Annotated in this window: 21 protein-coding genes and 1 tRNA gene; 12 read left to right on the plus strand and 10 right to left on the minus strand. The window is 54.4% G+C overall.

The window, feature by feature from the left end; genetic code table 11:
* Positions 1-87: 87 nt before the first annotated feature.
* On the minus strand, positions 88-537 hold the full coding sequence (locus FJV47_RS01040) for a single-stranded DNA-binding protein (RefSeq protein ID WP_159609288.1): 450 nt from the start codon (positions 535-537) through the stop codon (positions 88-90).
* 314 nt (positions 538-851) lie between these two features.
* Here FJV47_RS01040 and FJV47_RS01045 point away from each other — a divergent pair.
* A tRNA-Arg gene (locus FJV47_RS01045) sits at positions 852-925 on the plus strand.
* 485 nt (positions 926-1410) lie between these two features.
* Positions 1411-2439 carry an MFS transporter gene (locus FJV47_RS01050; RefSeq protein ID WP_159609289.1) on the plus strand — a complete coding sequence of 343 codons (1029 nt, stop codon included), beginning with the start codon at positions 1411-1413 and terminating at the stop codon, positions 2437-2439.
* A gap of 15 nt (positions 2440-2454) precedes the next feature.
* On the opposite strand, the gene FJV47_RS01055 is transcribed toward FJV47_RS01050, so the two are convergent.
* Complete coding sequence (locus FJV47_RS01055; RefSeq protein WP_159609290.1) at positions 2455-2901, minus strand: Lrp/AsnC family transcriptional regulator; 447 nt, start codon at positions 2899-2901, stop codon at positions 2455-2457.
* A 155-nt stretch (positions 2902-3056) separates the two neighbouring features.
* Between FJV47_RS01055 and FJV47_RS01060 the strand changes: the two genes are divergently transcribed.
* The 6 genes from FJV47_RS01060 (at position 3057) to FJV47_RS01085 (ending at position 8443) form a co-directional block, all read left to right on the plus strand.
* Entirely contained in the window at positions 3057-3779 is a 723-nt protein-coding gene (locus tag FJV47_RS01060; protein ID WP_159609291.1) for a LysE family translocator, read from the plus strand.
* A 148-nt stretch (positions 3780-3927) separates the two neighbouring features.
* Positions 3928-4617 carry an energy-coupling factor ABC transporter ATP-binding protein gene (locus tag FJV47_RS01065; protein WP_159609292.1) on the plus strand — a complete coding sequence of 230 codons (690 nt, stop codon included), beginning with the start codon at positions 3928-3930 and terminating at the stop codon, positions 4615-4617.
* Complete coding sequence (locus FJV47_RS01070; protein WP_159609293.1) at positions 4614-5219, plus strand: energy-coupling factor transporter transmembrane protein EcfT; 606 nt, start codon at positions 4614-4616, stop codon at positions 5217-5219. The genes FJV47_RS01065 and FJV47_RS01070 overlap by 4 nt, the downstream gene beginning before the upstream one ends.
* 44 nt (positions 5220-5263) lie before the next feature.
* Positions 5264-5842, plus strand: a complete 579-nt coding sequence (locus tag FJV47_RS01075; protein WP_159609294.1) for a biotin transporter BioY — start codon at positions 5264-5266, stop codon at positions 5840-5842.
* A 4-nt stretch (positions 5843-5846) separates the two neighbouring features.
* Positions 5847-7283 (plus strand): class I adenylate-forming enzyme family protein, encoded by a 1437-nt coding sequence (locus tag FJV47_RS01080; RefSeq protein ID WP_255474733.1) that lies wholly within the window; start codon positions 5847-5849, stop codon positions 7281-7283.
* Positions 7280-8443 carry a thiolase family protein gene (locus FJV47_RS01085; RefSeq protein WP_159609296.1) on the plus strand — a complete coding sequence of 388 codons (1164 nt, stop codon included), beginning with the start codon at positions 7280-7282 and terminating at the stop codon, positions 8441-8443. The genes FJV47_RS01080 and FJV47_RS01085 overlap by 4 nt, the downstream gene beginning before the upstream one ends.
* A 73-nt stretch (positions 8444-8516) precedes the next feature.
* Here the strand turns inward: FJV47_RS01085 and FJV47_RS01090 are convergent, their stop codons facing one another.
* The 5 genes from FJV47_RS01090 to FJV47_RS01110 all read right to left on the minus strand — a co-directional run bounded on the left by FJV47_RS01090 (position 8517) and on the right by FJV47_RS01110 (position 13218).
* The gene (locus tag FJV47_RS01090; protein WP_159609297.1) at positions 8517-8861 is read right to left on the minus strand and encodes a metal-sulfur cluster assembly factor; all 345 of its coding nucleotides are present in this window, start codon (positions 8859-8861) and stop codon (positions 8517-8519) included.
* Positions 8862-8872: 11 nt separating this feature from the next.
* Entirely contained in the window at positions 8873-9631 is a 759-nt protein-coding gene (sufC, locus tag FJV47_RS01095; RefSeq protein ID WP_159609298.1) for a Fe-S cluster assembly ATPase SufC, read from the minus strand.
* A gap of 61 nt (positions 9632-9692) precedes the next feature.
* On the minus strand, positions 9693-10973 hold the full coding sequence (sufD, locus tag FJV47_RS01100; RefSeq protein WP_159609299.1) for a Fe-S cluster assembly protein SufD: 1281 nt from the start codon (positions 10971-10973) through the stop codon (positions 9693-9695).
* 2 nt (positions 10974-10975) lie between these two features.
* Positions 10976-12436, minus strand: coding sequence for a Fe-S cluster assembly protein SufB (sufB, locus tag FJV47_RS01105; protein ID WP_159609300.1), 1461 nt, complete (start codon positions 12434-12436; stop codon positions 10976-10978).
* Positions 12433-13218, minus strand: coding sequence for a metalloregulator ArsR/SmtB family transcription factor (locus FJV47_RS01110; protein ID WP_159609301.1), 786 nt, complete (start codon positions 13216-13218; stop codon positions 12433-12435). Before FJV47_RS01110 ends, sufB begins: the two co-directional genes overlap by 4 nt.
* A 190-nt stretch (positions 13219-13408) precedes the next feature.
* Here FJV47_RS01110 and FJV47_RS01115 point away from each other — a divergent pair, with 190 nt between their 5' ends.
* The 3 genes from FJV47_RS01115 to FJV47_RS01125 are packed head-to-tail and all read left to right on the plus strand — an operon-like array spanning position 13409 to position 16093.
* Positions 13409-14365, plus strand: a complete 957-nt coding sequence (locus tag FJV47_RS01115) for an ABC transporter ATP-binding protein (RefSeq protein WP_159609302.1) — start codon at positions 13409-13411, stop codon at positions 14363-14365.
* Complete coding sequence (locus tag FJV47_RS01120; RefSeq protein ID WP_159609303.1) at positions 14362-15123, plus strand: ABC transporter permease; 762 nt, start codon at positions 14362-14364, stop codon at positions 15121-15123. The genes FJV47_RS01115 and FJV47_RS01120 overlap by 4 nt, the downstream gene beginning before the upstream one ends.
* A 31-nt stretch (positions 15124-15154) precedes the next feature.
* Positions 15155-16093 carry a heme A synthase gene (locus FJV47_RS01125; RefSeq protein WP_159609304.1) on the plus strand — a complete coding sequence of 313 codons (939 nt, stop codon included), beginning with the start codon at positions 15155-15157 and terminating at the stop codon, positions 16091-16093.
* An 82-nt stretch (positions 16094-16175) separates the two neighbouring features.
* Here FJV47_RS01125 and FJV47_RS01130 read toward each other — a convergent pair whose 3' ends face one another.
* The 3 genes from FJV47_RS01130 to FJV47_RS01140 all read right to left on the minus strand — a co-directional run bounded on the left by FJV47_RS01130 (position 16176) and on the right by FJV47_RS01140 (position 18637).
* Complete coding sequence (locus FJV47_RS01130) at positions 16176-17138, minus strand: DUF1700 domain-containing protein (protein WP_159609305.1); 963 nt, start codon at positions 17136-17138, stop codon at positions 16176-16178.
* A complete protein-coding gene (locus FJV47_RS01135; RefSeq protein ID WP_159609306.1) occupies positions 17122-17472 on the minus strand; it encodes a PadR family transcriptional regulator in 351 nt (116 codons plus the stop codon). The genes FJV47_RS01130 and FJV47_RS01135 overlap by 17 nt, the downstream gene beginning before the upstream one ends.
* A 217-nt stretch (positions 17473-17689) precedes the next feature.
* The gene (locus tag FJV47_RS01140) at positions 17690-18637 is read right to left on the minus strand and encodes a heme o synthase (RefSeq protein WP_255474737.1); all 948 of its coding nucleotides are present in this window, start codon (positions 18635-18637) and stop codon (positions 17690-17692) included.
* 764 nt (positions 18638-19401) lie between these two features.
* Here FJV47_RS01140 and tkt point away from each other — a divergent pair.
* Positions 19402-21516 carry a transketolase gene (gene tkt / locus FJV47_RS01145; protein WP_159609307.1) on the plus strand — a complete coding sequence of 705 codons (2115 nt, stop codon included), beginning with the start codon at positions 19402-19404 and terminating at the stop codon, positions 21514-21516.
* Positions 21517-21527 lie beyond the last annotated feature (11 nt).

Below are 21527 nucleotides of genomic sequence, written 5' to 3' on the forward strand. Positions count from 1 at the left end.
GTCAAATCCGAATCCGAACTGAACTATTTTGGCTTGGCGGTGCTCGGATTCACACAAGGAGACCAACCACCGCCATCCAACCCCCACCTAAGCAGCTTGTCCCTGACCTTTCGGCCAACTACCGTCAGAGTCAGCCTGCGATTCGGAATGCGATACACGTTCGATTTCTGAAGTGTCTGTGCGAACCCTAGTGAAGGTGCTCGTGCCAAAACGGAGGTCATGCCCAACACTAAATGCTTCAATATCGGCACTAGTTCCTCGTGTGCCGTCAGCTCTCTCAAATTCCCTGATTTGCAACTTGCCGAAGATCACGACGTGATCTCCTTGGGCCAGTGACTCCATGGTGTTTTCCGCTAATCCCCTGAAAGCAGATACGGAAAACCAGTTTGTCGGCCCATCTACCCACTGGCCCGATTCGGGTTCACGCTTCCGCTCATGAGTAGCAGCGCGAAACTTCAAAACAGAAACGCCCTTTTGGGTAATGGTCAATTGCGGGTCCGTGCCGACGATCGCACGGATGGTCACTAGATCACTCAAGGGATCTACTCCTTCTAGTCCAGACACCAAGGACTGTTCCCGGTGTTAGACCTCATGATGCTGCTCTGCCATAAGCGATGGACCGCCGGATTTACGGATTGTGGATATTTACCGAGCAAAAGCTGAAGGGCGAGGCCCTCAGCAACCGCTCCGTGACTTGGCGTGGCCAGGGACCATCTGCTTCGCGACACAACGGACTCTACGAATCCTGTCTACACACGCATTGCACTGAGTCAGAATCGAAAGCACCCGACCATCAAGTGAGCTCAAGTCGTACTTTTAGGAGGCAATGAGCTAAACTATTTTTCGGTTAAGCCTCCGTAGCTCAGCTGGATAGAGCAAGAGCCTTCTAATCTCTAGGTCGTGGGTTCGAATCCCGCCGGGGGCACACTCAAACCGCTGTTCACTTAGCAAATTAAGTGAGCAGCGGTTTCTCATACCCCTCACCTAATGCACCGCATCAGCACTCAAAAAGTCCAAATCTCACGATGCCTGCGGAGATTCACAAGGCGTATTTCGATTCTTTGAGTTCCACACTCTGAACGGCTGACAGTGCCGTGCCACACTCGACTCTGTGCACCGGCTTAACACGAGCCTTGCATCTTCGCTGAATCAATAGGACAGGCAACTGGACGGTAACTTTGGCATGAAATTTGCGATAAACTCTAGAGAATATAGAAATCGAGAGGGCAGCACTTTTTCATGATTCAACTGGTCGCCACTAGAGAGCGACTCGTCCCGTCTGAACGCACCAGTATCAACCTAATATTCCTGCTTGCAGGACTATCTTTCGCTTCATGGGCCGGTCGACTGTCGATCATCGATACAGTTCTAGGACTTTCCGGGTTAGGCCTAGGCTCATTCCTACTTTGTATGACAGTTGGAACGCTCGTTGGCTTAAGCATCATTCCGACAATCAGCCGATTTGTTCCAACGAAGCGACTTCTTTGCTCACTACCGCTGGGGCTCGCGCTGTGCCTACCCATACTTGGCATCGCAATTTCAGTCACGCAAAACACCGCACTGGCTTACGTTGCCTTGTTCATCAACGGGATCATTTTCGGCTGCCTGGACATCATGATGAACGTCAGTGGTGCACGAATTGAACGCGAATTGGGACGCAGTATCATGCCGTCTCTGCATGGCTTCTTTAGTCTAGGGTCTTTGATTGGCGCCGGGATAGCAACAGCTTCTATCGCGCTGCATATCCAGAGTATCTGGCACTTTGTGTTCGTCTCCGTTCTCATCATCGCCCTAGCCTTCGTCGCTCATCTCGGATTAGCTTCGTGGGAAAACGAGAATTTCGCCAACCGCGCCAAGAAAAAATCCGAGGAAGGATCCCACAATCCCCGCAAGCTTGGGCTGCTGATACTTTTGGGTCTGATGGTCGCTGGGCTAAGTTTTGCCGAAGGCGCAGCCAACGACTGGATTGCGGTGGCCAGTGTCGACGGCCACGGCTTGAAGCACCAAGAAGGTGCCCTGATGTTCACGCTGTTCGTCGGCGCCATGACCATTGGGCGATTTGTCGGTGGCATGCTCGTAGACCGTCTCGGACACAAATACACGCTGCTGCTTATGGGATCCGTTGGTTTGATCGGCGTTTGTCTATTCATCACCAGCGCTAATCCATATCTCATCGGAATGGGCTCAGCGATGTGGGGATTGGGCAGCTCATTAGGCTTCCCCGTTGGAATGAGTATCGCCGCGGCGAGGAGCGAGCGACTTGGCCCCAAAGCAGTAAGCATTATTAGTGCATTCGGTTACGGGGCGATGCTTGGCGGTCCCCCACTAATCGGGCTCATCGTCGATAGCGTCGGGCTGCCACAGGCCCTGTGGGTCTGTGCCGTTGTTTTGGTCATGTCACTTCTTCTGACACCCCGGGTCAGCCGGCGTCCCAAATAGAATTTTCTTGCTGCCTTAGACGGGAATTACGGCTCGCTCCTTAATATTGCGCATCACGATGGTGCTGGTTAGTTTCTCGACTCCTGGCAATCCCACCAACACATCGTCGTAAACGCGCTGAAAGTGACTTAGATCTTCGGCAAGCACGCGAAGCAGGAAGTCGGGATCCCCGAAAAGCCGCTGCGCGTCCACGATGAGATCTACTTCCTCAACGGCCGCTTCAAAATCTTTAAGCTCGGCCCGGTTTTTCAGGGTTGCAAACACCAGCGCCTCAAACCCTAGGCCCACGCGATCGGCCGCGATCACTGCCTGATACCCAGTGATGATTCCGCTACGCTCCAGCTCTCGAATACGACGGTGGCAGGGAGCCACCGACAAACCGACTTTTGCAGCAAGCGCCGTTGCGCTTATTCGACCATCGAGCTGCAGTTCAGCGAGGATCGCACGATCTAAATCATCCATAGATTTAGCCTATCGCACAAAATTCTTGCGCAAGATTCCTTCTATATAGATGTTTTTTGCTTGGATATCGAATTCTAACCAAAAATCAGCAAACACATTTTGGCCGAAATTTCCTAAGGTTGATTCAACGCCAACAACCCCTAGGAGAGACTGCTATGGAACTCACTCAATTTGCCGGATTCCTCCTAGTATCAGTAGCGCTGTCATGCACTCCTGGCGCGGACTGGGCCTACGTAATTTCATCCGCGTTAGGGCAACGCAGTTACCGCCCAGCCGTCTGGGGTCTGATCTCCGGCTACTTGCTCCACACCGCCTTGCTGGTTTGTGGCATCGCAGCGCTGGTCGCGAGCTCACCAATGGCATTGTTGTGGCTAACCGTTGCTGGATCGTTCTACTTGTTGTGGCTGGGAATCTCGACACTGGTGTCGTTCAAAAAAGCTAAGTTTTACGACGCGGACCAAGCGACCGCTTCTTCTACAGACAAAGTTGAGCTTTCAACACCTGTAGCCGAACACGAACCTTCAATGAGCGGGTCCGTTGCTGTACTGACAAGAACCAAAAAGATCAAGACCCACCCGTCCCCTTTTCTTCGCGGTCTGCTCACCAGTGGCACCAATCCCAAAGCCCTCCTTCTGTACGTGGCTTTGATCCCGCAGTACTTCAACCCCTCGGCCTCGTTGCCAATATCCCTCCAAACTCTGATCTTGGGGCTAACACACGTAGGCGTCTCGATCATCGTTTACTTTTGTGTTGCCGTGACAGCTCGAGCTTTGTTGCGCTCACGCCCAAGGGTCGCGCGAGGTGTCACGCTGTGTTCCGGCATCATCATGGTCTGTCTAGCATTAGGCCTGATCTACGAACAATTTTTCGTCGCATAACTCATTTATTGAACACTGATCAAGACAATTGAACGGTGATCAAGTATGCTCTGTATCGGCGGTATTTCGACCGTCCGATCCGTTAGCCAGATTGACCTCGCCACCGCTTGGGTTTGCATCTGGCTCAGAGCATCACGCTGGAGCTTTTGTGGAACTACCCCCGATCCGCATCGAGAACGTCACCGTTCGTTATGACGAGCGCGACGTACTCAAAGACGTCAACATCACGCTAGATGAGCGACGTATCGGCATCATTGGCGCTAACGGTGCCGGAAAGAGCACGCTGTCCCGATTGCTCAATGGTCTAGTGCTTCCCACGGTTGGAACAGTTCGCATCGGCGAGTTGTCTACGAAAGAACACGCTAAGCAAATCAGGCGTGAAGTTGGCTTCGTCTTTCAGAATCCAGCCAATCAAATCATCATGCCGATAGTCTCAGAAGATATCGCCTTTGGACTCAAGAACCTTGGACTGCCAAAGAACGAACGACAGCTACGTGTGTCCACAACACTTTCTGAACTAGGCATCTCTCACCTCTCAGACCGTGAAAGCCACACTCTCTCAGGTGGCGAGCAGCAGATGGTCGCCCTCGCGTCGGTGCTGGCCATGCGCCCTAAGACCGTTGTATTCGATGAACCCACCACCATGCTGGACCTACGCAATCGACTCGGCTTCCAACGTGAAATAGCCAAGTTGGAGCAAAGAGCCATCGTGATCACCCACGACTTGGAAATCCTCGAGGACTTTGAACGCGTACTTGTTGTAACCAACGGTCAGGTGTCCTTTGACGGCCTCCCCCAGGCCGCAATAGACCATTACCGCGCTTGGAGCCACGCATGAGCGCGGCTCACAACGCTTCCTACCTATCGAGGATCAAGCCTGGCTGGAAGTTTGGAAGTCTGCTCGTATTGAGTATCGGACTATACCTAATCAGTTCGTGGCAAGTGCTCCTGGTGGCATTCATCCTCAGTGTCGCCCTGCTGGCCTCAGCGCGAGTGGATCTGAAACAACTTCGAGCCCCATTGATCTCAATCGTGATCATTCTCGGTGTCGTTTTCATCCTGTTAGGGATTCAAACAAATTGGCTAAACGCAGTGTCTTCAGTTCTGCGCCTACTAACCATGTGCCTGCTGGCCTATTCAGTCAGTCTGAGCACACGCTTTTCCGAAATGCTGGAGCTGTTTCAACAAGTTGCTTCTCCAATACGCGTCGTCGGCGGAAATCCTGATCAAGTCGCGTTAGCCCTATCCATGACCATTCGTTTCATCCCCGAACTCAAAAAGGTCTACAACGAAGTCCGAGAAGCCCAACACGCCCGCGGTCTGGCTAACAATCCCTTAGCTGTCACCGTGCCATTGGTCATTCGATCTTTGAAGATCGCTGATGAAACTGCTGAGGCACTAGATGCCCGCGGCTTCGACTCGGCACCGGCCAACCACTAGCTGCACCACCTCATCCACTCTCACTCGCTCTGCCAAGGAAAACCATGTCGCTCTCCACTTCTACATCCCAGACCAAGAACACCGTTTACATTGCTATCTTCGCCGCCATGATTGCCGCTATGGGACTACTTCCACCTATTACCCTTGGCATCATTCCAGTGCCTATCACCTTGCAAACCTTGGGCGTCATGTTGGCCGGGGCACTGCTTGGTCCTTGGCGCGGTGCGATGGCGTCACTGGTTGTGGTTGTGCTGGCATTGGCCGGGCTACCATTACTGGCCGGCGGACGTGGCGGACTTGGAGTACTGCTAGGCCCAACCGGTGGATACTTGGTTGGCTGGATTCTGGGTTCTTTCATTATCGGAGCATTGTTCAAGTACTGGGTCCTTCGCGTTACCGGCAAAACGGCACAATTCCTCGCTGGGCTAGCCTCAGTCACCGCCGGAGGAATCGGCGGTATTTATCTTTGTGGTGTCCCGTGGACCGCAATGGTTACCGGTCTTGATTTCGGCACTTCATTGCTTGGCTCGGCAGCGTTCCTCCCAGGAGACCTTTTCAAAGCGGTTGTGACCACTCTGGTGGCCTTGACGGTTCACCGCAGTTACCGCGGGCTGATGAAGTAACAGCATGGATTTTTGGGACGCTCTGGTTCACTGGGCGCGGGTGCGACCACATCATTTTGCTGTGCGCACTGCTAGTCATGAACTGACCTATGCGCAGCTAGCTGACCTTACGGCTCAGTTAGCCACTACGTTGGCTGAGGTTCCACACCAACGCGTCGGAATCTTGACTAGCGAGCCAGCCCACATGGCTCTTGGTTTTCAAGCATGCGCGCTATCGGGCAAGACGCTGGTGGTGCTCGATCCCGCGTGGCCCGCGTCCCTATTAAGCGACATGGTCGCCCGGCTTGGGTGCACCCATCTGATTGCTCAGGATCTTCCAGCAGCACTACTAGAAAACAATCTGAGCCTTATTGACGTACCCCAGAGTAGTTCGGGCTGTGAGCTGAGCCCGTGTTCAAATGTGCCGGAGCGTGAGTTGCTGATTATTTGCACTTCGGGCACAACCTCACACCCCAAAGCAATCTTGAGAAGTGCACAGTCTTGGACAAAGTCCATCAATGCCGGCGCCTCGATTTTGGGGGCCACCGATCAATGTGTCACGCTGTCCCCCGGACCGGTTTCGCACGGTCTTGGTCTGTATTCGTTAGTGGAGTCCTTACAGACCGGTGGAACATTCGTTGGCGCAGGCCGTTGGGATGCTAACCGGACCGCTTCCCTCCTTCGGCGCGTTAGCTGCAATCGAATAGTCAGCGTTCCCACTATTCTTCAACGGATGCTCGATAGCCTAGATTCGGAGCTGGTCAACGAAATTACTTGCGTTGTCAGTGGCGGCGAATCATTGAGTGCCGAGTTGGTGGACCGGCTATACGATCTACCTAAAATGAAACGTTGCGTTGAATACTTCGGCAGTAGCGAACACAGTTTGATCGCCTACTCGCAACGGGCGCCTCGAGGGGCGAACCTGGGAAGCTTTACTGGGGTCTTATTCCCCGGAGTAAAAGTTCACCTCCATGACCACGACACACCCACTGGTACGGGCCAGGTCTATGTAGACAGTCCTTTTAATGCCAAGGGCTATCTCACAGAGACTGCTCCACCAATAGCCCGATGCAACAAATCAACAAGCATTGGCGATCGAGCCAGCCTGGTAGGGCAACAAGGAATAGTTTTCCAGCCACGTTCGGACGGTATGTTGATTCTGAACGGCAACAACATTTATGTGCAGGAGCTAGAGCAAGTCTTCGCACAAATCGGCCTGCCACAGGTCAAAATCCGAGTTTCTGATGGTCGTGATCAAGCGTGTCTGATCGCCTACGTATGTTCGGCCCCGGTCGATGAACAAAGTCTTCAGAAACAACTCGCACAACTCTTACCGACGTACAAGATTCCCCACGAAATTGTCTTTCTCAGCCAGTGGCCACAAACCTTCAGCGGAAAAGCAAAAATCCCATCACCACTGGAACAAGCCAACGAAATCATGAAAAGGGTGCGATTAAGATGACTGACGCCTTCATTATCAATGCGTTACGCACTCCCATCGTCCGGGCCGGAAAAGAATATGCCCGCACCACTGCCGAGCGCCTGCTGGCACCGGTTTTTGATGCCCTGCTTCAATGTAGCTCGATTGCTCCCGCTTCTGTAGATCATGTGTTTGCTGGCAACGCCGCCGGGCCCGGAGGTAATATCGCCAGGGTTGCAGCGCTGGCGTCAAAGCTCCCGTCATCGGTGGGAGCTACCAGCCTCGATGCACAGTGTGCCAGCGCATTAGAGGCCATTGCAGCCGGAGCGAGGATGATCAGCTGTGGTGAGGCGGATGTAGTGCTCGCTGGTGGCGTGGAATCAGTGAGCACAGCCCCGTGGCGAGTCGAAAAGCAGACCTCGATGATCGCGCCGCCGAAATTATATTCCCGGGCACGTTTTACTCCACGCCCCGATCCAGATCCTGATATGGGTACAGCGGCGGAAAACATCGCTCAACGGTTCGTTGTCACTCGTGAACGTCAGGATGCTTTCGCTCTGCAAAGTCATCAGCGGGCCGTTCAGGCTCAAGCGGCGGGAATTTTTCGCGATGAAGTTGTGCCAATCCAGACCGCGTCGTCACTAGTTGGAGCGGACACCTGTCCGCGACCAACGCTCAGCGCAAGTAAGCTGGCCGCGCTCAAACCAGCGTTCGCGGAAGGTGGCAGCGTCACTGCGGGAAATTCTTGCCCGATCAATGACGGGGCCAGCGCAGTGCTTCTTGTTAGCGAAAGGGTGCTTGAACAGATACAGCCTGATTTCGCCTTGCGTTATCTTGGTTCATCCTCCGCAGGTTGCGATCCAGAAGTTCTAGGAATGGCCGCTACTCCCGCCTATCAAAAGCTCATCAAACTATTGGGCGCCGAGACACAAGAGCAATCGCCACTGATCGAGTTTAATGAAGCCTTCGCCGTTCAAGCGCTCGCTTGTCTCGATGAACTGGGCATCGCTACCGACACAGTAAATCGGGAAGGTGGCGCATTAGCGCTGGGACATCCGTACGGAGCCAGCGGCGCGGTGCTACTCACCAGGCTTTTCTCGCAAGCCCGAAGAAAGAAACTTCCAGGGCAGAGGTCTATCGCACTTATGGCAGCTGCCGGTGGGACTGGTAGTGCAATAGGTTTTGAATCCGTGTGCCTGTAGCAACAGATACATAAAGCGCGAGGCGCTACCGACCCCGTGGGGTTGGTAGCGCCTCGCGCTTTAGAGCTGGTGCTTAGATATTGAACCCAAGGGCTCGCATCTGATCGCGGCCGTCATCGGTAATACGTTCTGGACCCCAAGGTGGCATCCAGACCCAGTTCAGACGGTGATCATCGACAATGCTCTCCAGTGCCTTGGCAACCTGCTCCTCGATAATATCGGTGAGCGGGCAAGCAGCGGTGGTCAAGGTGAGATCCAGCAGTAGAACTCCGTCTTCTGCGTACTTCAAGCCGTAGAGCAGCCCTAGATCGACGATATTAACACCGAGTTCCGGGTCAATAACGTCTTTTAGTGCTTCCTCAACGTCTTCCAGTGGAGTCGAGACGGCTCCCTGGCTCTGTTCGGTTGATTCACTCATGAAAAATACCCTTAGGCCTTGACGTTCAGGTAACGGTCGTAGCCTTCTTCTTCCAGACGGTCGGCAAGTTCCGGGCCGCCCTGTTCTGCTACGTGACCATCCACAAACACGTGGACGAACTGTGGCTTGATGTAGCGCAGGATACGGGTGTAGTGGGTGATCAAAAGAGTACCCATCTCGTTCTCATCCTGAGCGCGGTTAACGCCCTCGGATACGATCTTCAGCGCGTCAACGTCAAGGCCCGAGTCGGTCTCGTCGAGAATTGCAAACTTAGGCTTGAACAGCTCAAGCTGAAGGATCTCAACGCGCTTCTTCTCGCCACCGGAGAAGCCTTCGTTGACGTTACGGCCAGCGAAGTCTGCATCGATCTTCAGCTTGCTGAATGCTTCCTTGACGTCCTTGGTCCAGGTACGCAGCTTCGGAGCTTCTCCGTCGATGGCGGTCTTGGCGGTACGCAGGAAGTTGGTCATGGTTACGCCTGGTACCTCAACTGGGTACTGCATAGCCAAGAACAAGCCAGCCTTGGCGCGCTCGTCAACGCTCATCTCCAGTACATCTTCACCATCGAGGGTGATGGAACCGGAGGTGACGGTGTAGCGTGGGTGGCCGGCAATCGTCGAAGCCAAGGTCGACTTGCCTGAACCGTTAGGACCCATGATTGCGTGGGTCTCGCCGGTGTTAATGGTGAGGGTTACACCCTTGAGAATTTCCTTCTCGCCCTGCTCGGTTTCAATCGAGACGTGCAGGTCTTTGATTTCCAGAGTAGACATACGTCGTTCCGTTTCTTTCTAAAAAGCTCTGAGGCTAAAAAGCTGGTGAAGCGAGCACTACCTAGTTCTCGGTAGCAGCCAGTTCTTCTTCGATGGTCTCGGTCAGGCGCTCCTGAAGAGCTTCGTCGCCGATTTGCTGAACGATTTCGTTCAAGAAACCACGCACTACCAAGCGGCGTGCGGTCTTTTCATCGATACCGCGGGCCATCAGGTAGAACAGGTGTTCGTCATCGAAGCGGCCGGTGGTCGATGCGTGTCCAGCACCATCAATCAGACCAGTTTCGATTTCCAGGTTAGGAACCGAGTCAGCACGTGCACCGTCGGTCAATACCAAGTTGCGGTTAGCTTCGTAGGAATCGGTGCCCACAGCTGCCTTCTGAATCAGCACGTCGCCAACCCAAACGGTGTGTGCGTCCTTGCCCTGCAACGCACCCTTGTACAGTACGTTGGACTTGCAGTTAGGGACTGCGTGGTCAACGAACAGACGGTGCTCAAGGTGCTGACCAGCATCTGCGAAGTACAAGCCGTAAAGCTCAATCTCCGCACGTTCGCCTGCAAAGCGAGCCGATGGGTTCACGCGAACCAGGTCACCACCGAAGGATACGGCGATGTGCTTGAACGAAGCACCCTGGGCCACCACTGCCTGCTGTGAGGAAGCGTGCACTGCGTCATCTTCCCAAGCCTGAAGTGAAACCACGGTCAAGCGAGCGTTGGCTCGAACATCAAATTCGACGTTCTGCGCCAGCACTGCCGAACCAACGTGGTCCAAGATCACGGTAGCTTCCGAGTTCTCTTCAGCAACAATGATCAGGTGCTGGGCTGCAGGAACCAGTGACTCGCCGGTGATGCGAAGGCTAGCGTTCGCGCCCTCAGCATTCTTTGGAATGGTCACTACCTGAGTCTGGGAAGCAAACTTCCAAGCATTGGCAGAAACACGATCATCGGGAGTGTGCGCAACACCGTTGAGCGAATCCTCAGCCGAGATTACCGAAAGCTGAGCGATGTCGTTTCCGGTGAGTTCAACCTTTGGAGCAGCACCGGTGAGATCCTCACTGTGCAGACCCAACAGGCGCTTCAGCGGGGTGAAACGCCAGTCCTCTTCGCGACCGGTCAACTTGGCGAAATCCTCAACGTTGGTGCTGGTCAAACGACCGGCACGCGAAGAATCAGGAGTTTCGACTCCGCCACCGTGGCTGTGTGCCTTGGTAGACGCACCGCCTAGTGGCGAGTTGTCATTGTCGTTGATTGGCGAAAGGTCTTCGCCCTCTTCGGTGAAACCAGGGATGGATGGTGCGCCAATGCGTACCTTCTCGTCTGGGATGTGGGTGGTGGTCTCCGACATTCTTAACCGACCGATCCTTCCATCTGAAGTTCAATAAGGCGGTTCAGTTCCAGCGCGTATTCCATAGGAAGCTCGCGAGCAATTGGCTCAACGAAGCCACGCACGATCATCGCCATGGCTTCGTCCTCGGCCATGCCGCGGGACATCAGGTAGAACAGCTGCTCTTCGGAAACACGTGAAACGGTAGCCTCGTGGCCCATGGTGACATCGTCTTCACGAACGTCAATGTATGGGTAGGTATCTGAACGCGAAATCTGGTCAACCAGCAGTGCGTCACAAACCACCGAGTTCTTGGTGCCCTTGGCACCTTCCTGAACCTGAACCAGACCACGGTAAGCCGAGCGTCCACCGTTACGAGCCACCGACTTGGCCACAATGGCCGAGGAAGTGTTCGGAGCGATGTGAACCATCTTGGAACCGGTGTCCTGGTGCTGGCCCTCGCCGGCGAAAGCGATGGACAAGGTCTCGCCCTTAGCGTGCTCGCCAACCAGGTAAACCGCTGGGTACTTCATGGTGACCTTGGAACCGATGTTGCCATCGACCCATTCCATGGTTGCGCCTTCTTCACAGACGGCGCGCTTGGTCACCAGGTTGTACACGTTGTTCGACCAGTTCTGGATCGTCGTGTAGCGAACGCGGGCGTTCTTCTTCACGATGATTTCCACAACGGCCGAGTGCAGCGAGTCCGACTGGTAGATCGGGGCGGTGCAACCCTCAATGTAGTGAACGTACGAGCCCTCATCGGCGATGATCAGGGTGCGTTCGAACTGACCCATGTTCTCCGTATTGATACGGAAGTAGGCCTGCAGTGGAATTTCTACGTGTACGCCCTTAGGAACGTAAACGAAGGATCCACCAGACCATACGGCGGTGTTCAGCGAAGCGAACTTGTTATCGCCAGCAGGGATAACCGAACCGAAGTACTCTTCGAAGATCTCTGGGTGTTCCTTCAGACCGGTATCGGTATCAAGGAAGATCACACCCTGAGCTTCAAGGTCTTCACGCAACTGGTGGTAAACAACCTCAGACTCGTACTGAGCGGCAACGCCGGAAACCAGGCGCTGCTTTTCAGCCTCAGGAATACCCAACTTGTCGTAGGTGTTCTTGATGTCTTCTGGAAGCTCATCCCAAGTAGCAGCCTGCTTCTCGGTGGAACGCACGAAGTACTTGATGTTGTCGAAGTCAATGCCCGAGAGGTCTGGACCCCAGGTTGGCATTGGCTTGCGATCGAAGTACTTCAGCGCCTTCTGGCGGCGGTCGAGCATCCATTCTGGCTCGGACTTCAGTGACGAAATATTCGCCACTACATCCTTGTCAACGCCGCGGCGAGCGTTAGCACCCGCGTCGTTCTTATCTGACCAGCCATATTCGTAATTGCCGATTCCGTGGAGTTCGGGGTTCTTCTCCAGAATTTCGGAAATTACACCTGGGTCTGCTGACTCCTGTGCAATCTGATCCGTCATCGCGGCCTCTCCTGCTTCGTGAACTGAATTCGAGTTCTCTTCTCGGCGCGCATTGGCGCCTTTTCACGCCCCACGGGGATGTGGGTCGTGCACACGTGGCCGCCGCCGGCAAGGGTCGACAATCGTCGAACGTCGACTCCTATTAGTCGGGCGAACATTTCGGTTTCGATGTCGCAAAACACCGGAAACTCACGTGCCAAGTCTTGTATCGGGCAGTGCCCCTGACACAGCTGAACGCTGTGCATCAAAGCGGTTGCAACTTTTGTATCTACTTTTCGGCTGTACCCCACGAACCCATCGGCGCTAAGGAGATTGCTTAGTACCTCGGCTCGTGCTTCCAGTCCTTCGACTCCGATGAGCGCCTTGGCGTATCGGGTCTCCATTTCGGCGAAGCGATTTTTCGCAAAGGTGCGAATCGCCTCGTCTCCGGCTGCGTTACCAAGCATCTTTAGTGCATCAGTGGCAATTTCCAGGTAGTCGTTTCCGAGCTTCGCCTGGCCACGGTGCGAAAGCACGTAACGCCGCGATGGGCGCCCGGCGCCAGTCTTCTGGTTTGCCACCAATTTCACTTCGACAAGTCCCGACTTCGAGAGCGCGTCAAGGTGTCGGCGAACTGCTGCTGGAGTGAAACCAAGCTTGTTGCCAAGCTCCGCCGCACTCACAGGTCCGTCCTCTAGCACTGCGTAGAGAACACGATCGCGCGTGCGTTCTTCGGTATCCCCAACTGCACCAACTGTTTCGGCAGTGGAGCTATTAGCTGAGTCTAAATTTGATGAATACACAACACAATCATGCGTAAATTTTTGCTCTAGGTCTAGTAAGGAAGGGCTTACTAAGTGAGAGCTTGCCCACCCCGCTCCTGGGTCCCTATTGATCCGTACTGCGATACTCATTCTCTCGCTGGTAGTCAAGAACTGCGAGTGATGGTGACATGGTCCTCAAAATTCCAACTTCGACATGTCGTAGAATGTTTTGGTGTCTTCCCATACTCCCAGTCTGATCATCAATGAACTGGCCAAAGATCTAGGGCCCGTACCGGCCTTAGACAACCGCATGTTGCGCGTCCTTGAATCGGTGTCTCTGAAGGCTTATCCCGGCAAAGTCACCACATTGCTCGGGGCAAACGGCGCAGGTAAATCTACAACGCTTGCCTGTGCTCAGGGATTATTGCAGCCAAACGGTGGAACGGTAGAACTGCTGGGGCAAGATCCTTACGGCGATAACCCGGACCTGCGCTCACGCGTTGGGGTCATGCTTCAAGATGGTGGGCTTCCACCATCCATGCGCCCAATTCCATTGCTGCGTCACGTAGCTTCCTTATATAAGAACCCTATCGACATTGATTCGTTGATCACACGCCTGGATCTTGAATCCTTCGGAACGCGCACCATTCGTCGCCTCTCCGGCGGTCAGAAGCAGCGCGTTGCCATGGCTATTGCTCTGGCAGGCGATCCCGAAGTTCTTTTCCTCGATGAGCCTAGCGCGGGGTTGGACCCGCAGTCCCGCCAAGTAGTTTTCGATTTGATCACCGAGTTGCGTGATGCTGGCAAGGCGATCATTCTCACTACCCATCTCATGGATGATGCCCAGCGGTTGAGTGACTACGTCTACATCATCGACAAGGGCTGCACTGTGGCTCAAGGCACCGTGGCAGAACTAATCGAGCGAGCCGCCGAAGATCAGGACACTCGCCCAATTGCCTTTGCAGGACCTGCAGGCTTGGTACTTCCAGAACCCCCAACGGGTCTACATCTTTCAGAAACTTCGGCCGGTGAATACCGTCTAGACGGCGTTAACTCCCCCGAGCACCTGAACTGGCTCACTACCTGGTGGGTCAAGGAAAACATCTTGCCGACACAGCTGAACCTTCAGTCGCGCAGCTTGGAAGACGTGTTCCTCGAATTCGCACAGAAGGAGGAACGGGCATGAGCCAGCAAGTTATAGCGTCGAACGCCACGTCCCCACTCAAACGTATTCTTGCTCAGGGCAAGTACGAGTCCATTCAAATGCTCAGCAACGGCGAGCAGCTGATCCTGGCAGTAGTAATGCCACTGATCGCCTTGATCGTATTGAGCGTCACCGACCTGCTCAACGGTGTAGCTGAACGAAGCATTGACGCAGCAGTTCCTGGAGTATTGGCACTATGTGTCATCTCTACAGCGTTTACCGGTCAGGGCATCGGTACAGGCTTTGACCGTCGTTATGGCGTACTCAAGATGTTCTCTACTACTCCCCTGGGCAAAGCCGGTCTGATCTTCGGCAAGGTAATCGCTGTTTTGACTGTTTTGGTCATCCAGGTCATTTTGATCAGTGTCGTAGGTCTGTTCATGGGCTGGGAACCAAATCTAGTGGGTATAGTTCCAGCGATCTTGTTCTTGCTACTTGGCGCGGCAGCATTCACCTCACTGGGATTGCTCATTGCAGGGACCGTACGGCCAGAAGCGACACTTGCCATCACCAATCTGGCTTGGATCCTCTTGGCCGGTGCCGGTGGAGTTCTCTATCCGCTGAGCATGGCACCAGACTGGATCCAACCCACGCTTAACGCGTTGCCATCTGCCGCGCTAGGTGACGCGATGCGCGATGCACTCATTTCAGGGCACTTCAGCATCGCCGGCTTGATTTTCCTAGTTCTGTGGTCCGCAGCCGCGTCCTTTGCAGCGATCAAACTATTCAAGTGGAACTAACCCACCATCCCAACCTCTAAGGGAGATTCCCATGTCCTCTGACCTAGCCGCATCAAGCTGGGCCGAGAAGTTGCCCACGAAAGTCACACCTCTCGTGCACGGTCTGGCGATCGCATCGCTGATCTCACAGATCGGCATCATCGTCACCGGTGGCGCTGTGCGACTTACTAAGTCTGGTTTGGGATGCTCAAGCTGGCCGAACTGCGTTCCCGGGTCTATGACTCCGGTTCCGGCGATGGGCATTCACGGCATTATCGAGTTTGCGAACCGCACGTTGACTTTTGTATTGCTGTTCATTGCCATCGCATTCATTGTTTCGGTTTGGTCAATGCGACGCAGCCACCCAACCATCTTCAAATTGGGACTCGTACTTCTCCTAGGTATCCCGGCTCAAGGCGTCATCGGTGGAATTACCGTGCTTACCGGCTTGAATCCATGGATTGTTTCGTTGCACTTCTTACTCTCTGGAACCTTGGTTACGCTGGCAACCTTGCTGGTCAACAGGACAAGAACTGAACTCAAGAGGCTGTCCTTTCCAACAACAACAAGGACCATCCGTCAGGTTTCAATCGCGGCTTGGATCTTCTCGATCATTTCGGTCATTCTGGGGACCATCGTCACAGGTACCGGCCCTCACGCTGGTGATGCCACAGCACCTCGTCATATGTTTGATCCACTGCTCGTGACACGCATGCACACCGCTCCTGTCTACCTTTTGGTGCTTGCCACTATTGCGTTGTTAGTACTGATTTCACGGTCTACAGCGGATCGCCACTTGCGCGCTCCGGTGCTGTGGCTTGTAGCAGTTATCGCCCTTCAGGCCGCCATCGGTTATGTCCAGCATTTCACCGGACTACCTATCGGGTTGGTCCTACTTCATATGCTTGGCGCGAGCCTGCTCCTAGTTGCCAGTGGCGACGTATGGGACCGGGCGACCTTGCTTCCAAAGTACAAGCGCGTCCAGAACTAATAACTGTCCAACTACACTTCGGGCGGCCATGCGTATTGCATGGCCGCCCGAAGTGTAGTTGAAAATAAATGACCGCCTCAGCTCACTGCAAGACTGTGGTAGAAACGGCACGCCGGTCACTGAACCACAAGAGGCCGTACAAACCAAAGAAAAAGTACATGATGCCACCAAGCCAAAAAGCTGCCATCAGCATACCTTGATCTATGATCGCCATGACCATGAGCAAACCACCGGTGATACATGCCAGCCACTGCGCGAATCGGAATGATTTGAGGTAGCCGACACTGCAGGCAAGCCCAAGGGCCACGAAGATATATGGGCCTACCCCTAGGACCGAACCCGACAAAATACCGGCAACGGCCAGACTCGATGGAAGCAACAACGCAATGCCCCCGACTATTCTCACTGTTCTTGAACGCCGATCCCTTTGATCCGCACCCATTTTTAGGTTGTTGGCCCCGGCTAACAACCAGGCAGCCACCATCGATGGAACAAAGAACATCCCCAACCCAGTGCCACAGATGATCACCACAACCGTCATTACGATGGCGGCTGCAACGCTGTAGCTACGCGCTATCCTCGGCCTCATTACTGAGGACGCGGCGACCATCAGCCCTAAAGAGATAAATATGAGCAACTGGCTCGCTGCAAAAATATCTGAATACCCATAGTTGATGCTTGCGCCCTGCATTTCTGTGGGGCCAAAGGTCATGTTGATGACAGTGGAATCTGAAGAGCGCGAAACGATCGCTGCAAAAAGTCCCGTAACAAACGCGACGATACCTAGCACCCGGCGGTTGCGCTTCATTGTCGGTGCCGCACCGCGCAGAAGAACTTCTTCCAGCACCGGGGCCGCCACAGACTCAGCATTACCTAGCGCGGTCACTATCTCGCGATCACTGCGGCCTTGTTCGCGACCCTCGTCAATGTGCTCGGCGATATCGGCCACGAGCTCGTGCCTTAGCTGAACCGGAACATGGCGAAGAAGATGATTTAACTCGCGGAGATACTCCTCTACGCTCGGTGTCTCAACTACCTTCGCCATTTTGCCCTCCAAGTATTTGTTCAACCTGCCCTGCTATCTCGGTCCATACTGCACGGAACTCATTGAGCATCTGGTGTCCGTGGGCCGTGATCGAATAGTACTTTCGCTTCCTACCGGTTCCGCCTTCATGCCATTGGGTTTCTACTAGTCCCGCCGCCTTCATTCGCGCCAGCAAGGGATACAAGCTACCTTCACCCGCCGTCAGGTTCAGCTCTGTGAGCTGTTCTGCGAGCTCCAGCCCATATTTGTCCCCGCTGGACAGCGATCCCAACACGCAGTACTCAAGTACACCCTTGCGTATGTTGGTAGCGATCTTTTCGCGCTGTTCAAACATATAGAATATTTTACCTTGCATAACAAGGCTTGCATAGCATGACTCAATGACAAGCTCTAACCATGAACGTCTTTCAACCAAGAGATCTCATAGTTCTACGACTCAGAACCCGCGTGAACCTTCGAACCAACAACGACGATCCCAAACACAAAAACCCTCGCACTCATTCGAAAGAATGAGCACGAGGGTTTTTAGAGAAGTGCGAACTAGTCGCGATCTAGCCGAACAGTGGGCTTCCAACAAAAGGATCAAATGCCAACGCCAAGAAGACAATCGTCAGGTAGGTAATGGAGATATGGAAGACCTTCATAGCCTTACGGTTGACCACCGCAGGCTTATGTTCGTCCCGGGCTTCGCGATAAAGAACGTGCGACTCAACAATGAACCAGATGCCGGCTCCGCCCGCAATGGCCGTGTAGAGAATGCCAGCGTGACCCAGTGGGACCAATAGCAACGAACAAACAACCGTGGCCCACGCGTACAGAACGACCTGGACTGAAACTCGACGAGCATTGGCTATAGCGCCGAGCATAGGAACCGAGGCAGCGTTGTAATCATCCGCATACTTCATGGACAGAGGCCAGTAATGCGGTGGCGTCCACAAGAAAATCACCAAAAAGAGAATGACAGCTGGCCACTCTACCTTTTCAGTAACTGCCGCCCAGGCGATCAACACAGGCATGCAACCGGCAATACCACCCCAGACTATATTCTGGGCCGTTCGACGCTTCAAGATCATCGTGTAGAAGACGACGTAAAGAAGAATTGCAGCGAGGCCCAATGCAGTGGTCAGCGGATTGGTGCCAAACCATAGAACAACGAGAGATGCAATCGCCAGAACCCACGAGAAAATCAAAGCCTCTTTTGGCGTGAGATCTCCTGTAACAAGCGGGCGCCCCTTGGTGCGCTTCATCAGCTTGTCCATATCACGGTCGATGTAGCAGTTGAATGCGCCTGAAGCGCCGGCTGCCATAGCACCGCCAACGAGAGTGGAGATCATTAACCACAACGGCGGCATGCCACGCTCGGCGAAAATCATGGTCGGGAAGGTGCTCACCAGCAGCAACTCGATAACACGAGGCTTAGTCAACGCCAAATAAGCGCTGGCCTTGCGCTTCACATAGTCTCCGGCGCTTTCACCAGGCTGACGCGAGGCGCGCGACACTGATGCTCCGGCGACACTTTGAGTCTTCAATTAAACGCACTCAGTTCTTCACGGGTACAAGATAGACACACTCATTCTACGCCCGATAGAAATTCTTTGAAACTCCTTAGCGCGTGGTTCCTGTCCAATTCTTGGTGATCTCGATCAACCCTCCTGTTGAGATGGGTATCAGCATCGGTACACCGGACGGATGTTGATCGTGAGGTGATTTTTGGTGACTGGTCGGGGAAGCAGGCGCGTCATGAAGTCTCAATATTTGAACTCCCCGCCCCTTAGCGCGGCAACCAGGCACGCAAACTAGGTTTTCGATTGTTAGATTTTTGAAACTTCTCGCTGCCGAGTCATTGATTCTCGGAACTCAAACGGCGAATACGACATTTAACTTATGTACTACTACTGATAACAAAGTCCAGTCTTTGTCTTATCGGATTCGCCGGCTCGGTGACAGTTTGTTGTCTGGAGGTTAAATCCAGCCCCACGAACTGCGTTGTGACGAATGAAACACCGCCGCAATCCAAAGCAATCAGGCGAACGAAATTTATCTGTGGTGAATCCACCGTTACCCTGCGGAAATAAAGTTGGACGTCATCTTGCTATAACCAACACGCGAACCTCTGTTTTCGCGATAGAGTTGAGCGAGATTGCGCCGTCGCAACCTAGAACTTCTTGAGCCGCAAAGCATCAGGAATCTATAGGAGGCGACGGCGTATTGCGTGTCAGCGGGAAATAGCTCCCGTCCAAGCCTGAATGGAAGGAACGCCACTGTGGCGACTGAATCCTTAGTAGAAGAGTTTTCACTGACTGAGTTGGATCGTAAGGCCATCGACACCGCACGTGTCTTGGCAGCCGACGCTGTTGAAAAAGTTGGCAATGGCCACCCGGGTACCGCCATGAGCTTGGCACCGGCCGCCTACTTGATTTTCCAGAAGCACTTGCGTCACGACCCTAAGGATCCAAACTGGATCGGCCGCGACCGCTTCGTCCTCTCCCCAGGTCACACTTCCTTGACCTTGTACCTACAGCTGTTCCTCTCCGGCTACGGCCTAGAGATGGAAGACATCGAAGCACTGCGTACTTGGGGCGCAAAGACTCCAGGTCACCCAGAAGTGGGCCACACTGCCGGTGTAGAGATCACCACCGGACCACTGGGTCAGGGTCTGGCCTCCGCCGTTGGTTTCGCTTACTCGCAGCGCCGCATGCGTGGCCTGCTGGACCCAGCTGCCGAAGCTGGCACCAGCCCGTTTGATCACACCGTGTATGTCATCGCTTCCGATGGCGACCTTCAGGAAGGTGTCACCTCAGAGGCATCGTCGCTGGCCGGTCACCAGGAACTTGGCAACCTCGTCGTAATTTACGATGACAATAAGATCTCCATTGAGAACGACACCGACATCGCCTTCACCGAAGATGTTCTGGGTCGCTACGACTCCTACGGCTGGCACACCCAGCGCGTTGACTGGACTGTCACCGGCGAATATGTTGAAGACCTTAAAGCACTGGACGAGGCCATCCGCGCTGCCAAGGCCGAGACCTCCCGCCCATCGATCATCGCCCTGCGCACCGTGATCGGCTGGCCAGCACCAACCAAGCAGAACACCGGCGGCATCCACGGCTCCAAGCTCGGAACCGAAGAAGTCGCAGGCCTGAAGGAAGTTCTGGGCTTCGACCCAGCAAAGAACTTCCACATCGATCAGGAAGTACTGGATCACGCACGCGAAGTAGTTACCCGCGGTGCAGAACTTCACGAATCATGGAACGCGGACTTCAACATTTGGAAGAGCGCTAACCCAGAAGAGGCTGCTCTGCTTGAGCGCCTGCAGGCTGGCAAGCTTCCAGAAGGCTGGACCGAAAAGCTTCCAGTATTCGAGCCAGGTTCCACCATGGCGACCCGCTCGGCATCGGGCAAGGTTATCAACGCTATCGCTGATGAATTGCCAGAACTTTGGGGCGGCTCGGCTGACCTCGCAGGTTCGAACAACACCACCATCGATACCGCGAAGTCCTTCGCGCCGCAGCGTCGCTCCACCGCTTCGTGGGATGCAAGCCCTTACGGTCGTGTCCTGCACTTCGGTATCCGCGAACATGCTGCTGCCTCGATTGTGAACGGCATTGTGCTTTCAAGCCCTACCCGTGCATTCTCCGGCACCTTCCTGATCTTCTCGGACTACCAGCGCCCAGCAATCCGCTTGGCTGCACTGATGGGTGTTCCATCGATCTTCGTATGGACCCACGACTCCATCGGTCTGGGCGAAGACGGCCCAACCCACCAGCCAGTTGAGCAGCTTGCCAGCTTGCGCGTCATCCCTAACTTCGACGTAGTTCGCCCAGCGGATGCCAACGAAGTTGCCTACGCATGGCGCGGCATGCTGGAACTGACCGACACCCCATCGGGTATCGTTCTCTCCCGTCAGAACCTGCCAATCTACGACCGTGAAGCTGCAGGCTTCCGTGGCGCAGAAGGCACCTTGAAGGGTGGTTACATCCTGGCTGAAGCTGTTCGCGACGGCGCCGAGGTTACCCCGGATGTCATCTTGCTCGCTACCGGTTCCGAGGTAGAACTGGCAGTTGAGGCGCGCGAAGAACTAGCCGCAAAGAACATCGCAGCCCGCGTAGTTTCCCTGCCTTCCCTTGAGTGGTTCGCCAAGCAGGATGCTGCCTACCGTGAAGAGGTTCTGCCAGCAGCAATCACCGCGCGCGTGTCGGTTGAAGCTGGTGTAGCCCAGGGCTGGCGCGAGCTGGTCGGTGCACATGGCGAGATCATCTCCCTAGACCACTTCGGCGCTTCCGCCGATTACAAGAAGCTGTACTCCGAGTTCGGTATCACCACCGCGGCCGTTGTTGCCGCTGCCGAAACCTCCGTACAGAACGCCGCAAAGTAAGGAACTGAAGT

Origin of the sequence: Glutamicibacter sp. JC586 (assembly GCF_009805585.1) — a bacterium.
Taxonomy (GTDB): Bacteria; Actinomycetota; Actinomycetes; order Actinomycetales; family Micrococcaceae; genus Glutamicibacter.

Bases quoted from the DNA above. Each gene is read 5' to 3' on its own strand.
- FJV47_RS01050 (WP_159609289.1), top strand. From the start codon at position 1,411: ATGACAGTTGGAACGCTCGTTGGCTTAAGCATCATTCCGACAATCAGC.
- FJV47_RS01055 (WP_159609290.1), bottom strand. From the start codon at position 2,901: ATGGATGATTTAGATCGTGCGATCCTCGCTGAACTGCAGCTCGATGGT.
- FJV47_RS01060 (WP_159609291.1), top strand. From the start codon at position 3,057: ATGGAACTCACTCAATTTGCCGGATTCCTCCTAGTATCAGTAGCGCTG.
- FJV47_RS01070 (WP_159609293.1), top strand. From the start codon at position 4,614: ATGAGCGCGGCTCACAACGCTTCCTACCTATCGAGGATCAAGCCTGGC.
- FJV47_RS01075 (WP_159609294.1), top strand. From the start codon at position 5,264: ATGTCGCTCTCCACTTCTACATCCCAGACCAAGAACACCGTTTACATT.
- FJV47_RS01080 (WP_255474733.1), top strand. From the start codon at position 5,847: ATGGATTTTTGGGACGCTCTGGTTCACTGGGCGCGGGTGCGACCACAT.
- FJV47_RS01085 (WP_159609296.1), top strand. From the start codon at position 7,280: ATGACTGACGCCTTCATTATCAATGCGTTACGCACTCCCATCGTCCGG.
- FJV47_RS01090 (WP_159609297.1), bottom strand. From the start codon at position 8,861: ATGAGTGAATCAACCGAACAGAGCCAGGGAGCCGTCTCGACTCCACTG.
- sufC (WP_159609298.1), bottom strand. From the start codon at position 9,631: ATGTCTACTCTGGAAATCAAAGACCTGCACGTCTCGATTGAAACCGAG.
- sufD (WP_159609299.1), bottom strand. From the start codon at position 10,973: ATGTCGGAGACCACCACCCACATCCCAGACGAGAAGGTACGCATTGGC.
- sufB (WP_159609300.1), bottom strand. From the start codon at position 12,436: ATGACGGATCAGATTGCACAGGAGTCAGCAGACCCAGGTGTAATTTCC.
- FJV47_RS01120 (WP_159609303.1), top strand. From the start codon at position 14,362: ATGAGCCAGCAAGTTATAGCGTCGAACGCCACGTCCCCACTCAAACGT.
- FJV47_RS01125 (WP_159609304.1), top strand. From the start codon at position 15,155: ATGTCCTCTGACCTAGCCGCATCAAGCTGGGCCGAGAAGTTGCCCACG.
- FJV47_RS01130 (WP_159609305.1), bottom strand. From the start codon at position 17,138: ATGGCGAAGGTAGTTGAGACACCGAGCGTAGAGGAGTATCTCCGCGAG.
- FJV47_RS01135 (WP_159609306.1), bottom strand. From the start codon at position 17,472: ATGTTTGAACAGCGCGAAAAGATCGCTACCAACATACGCAAGGGTGTA.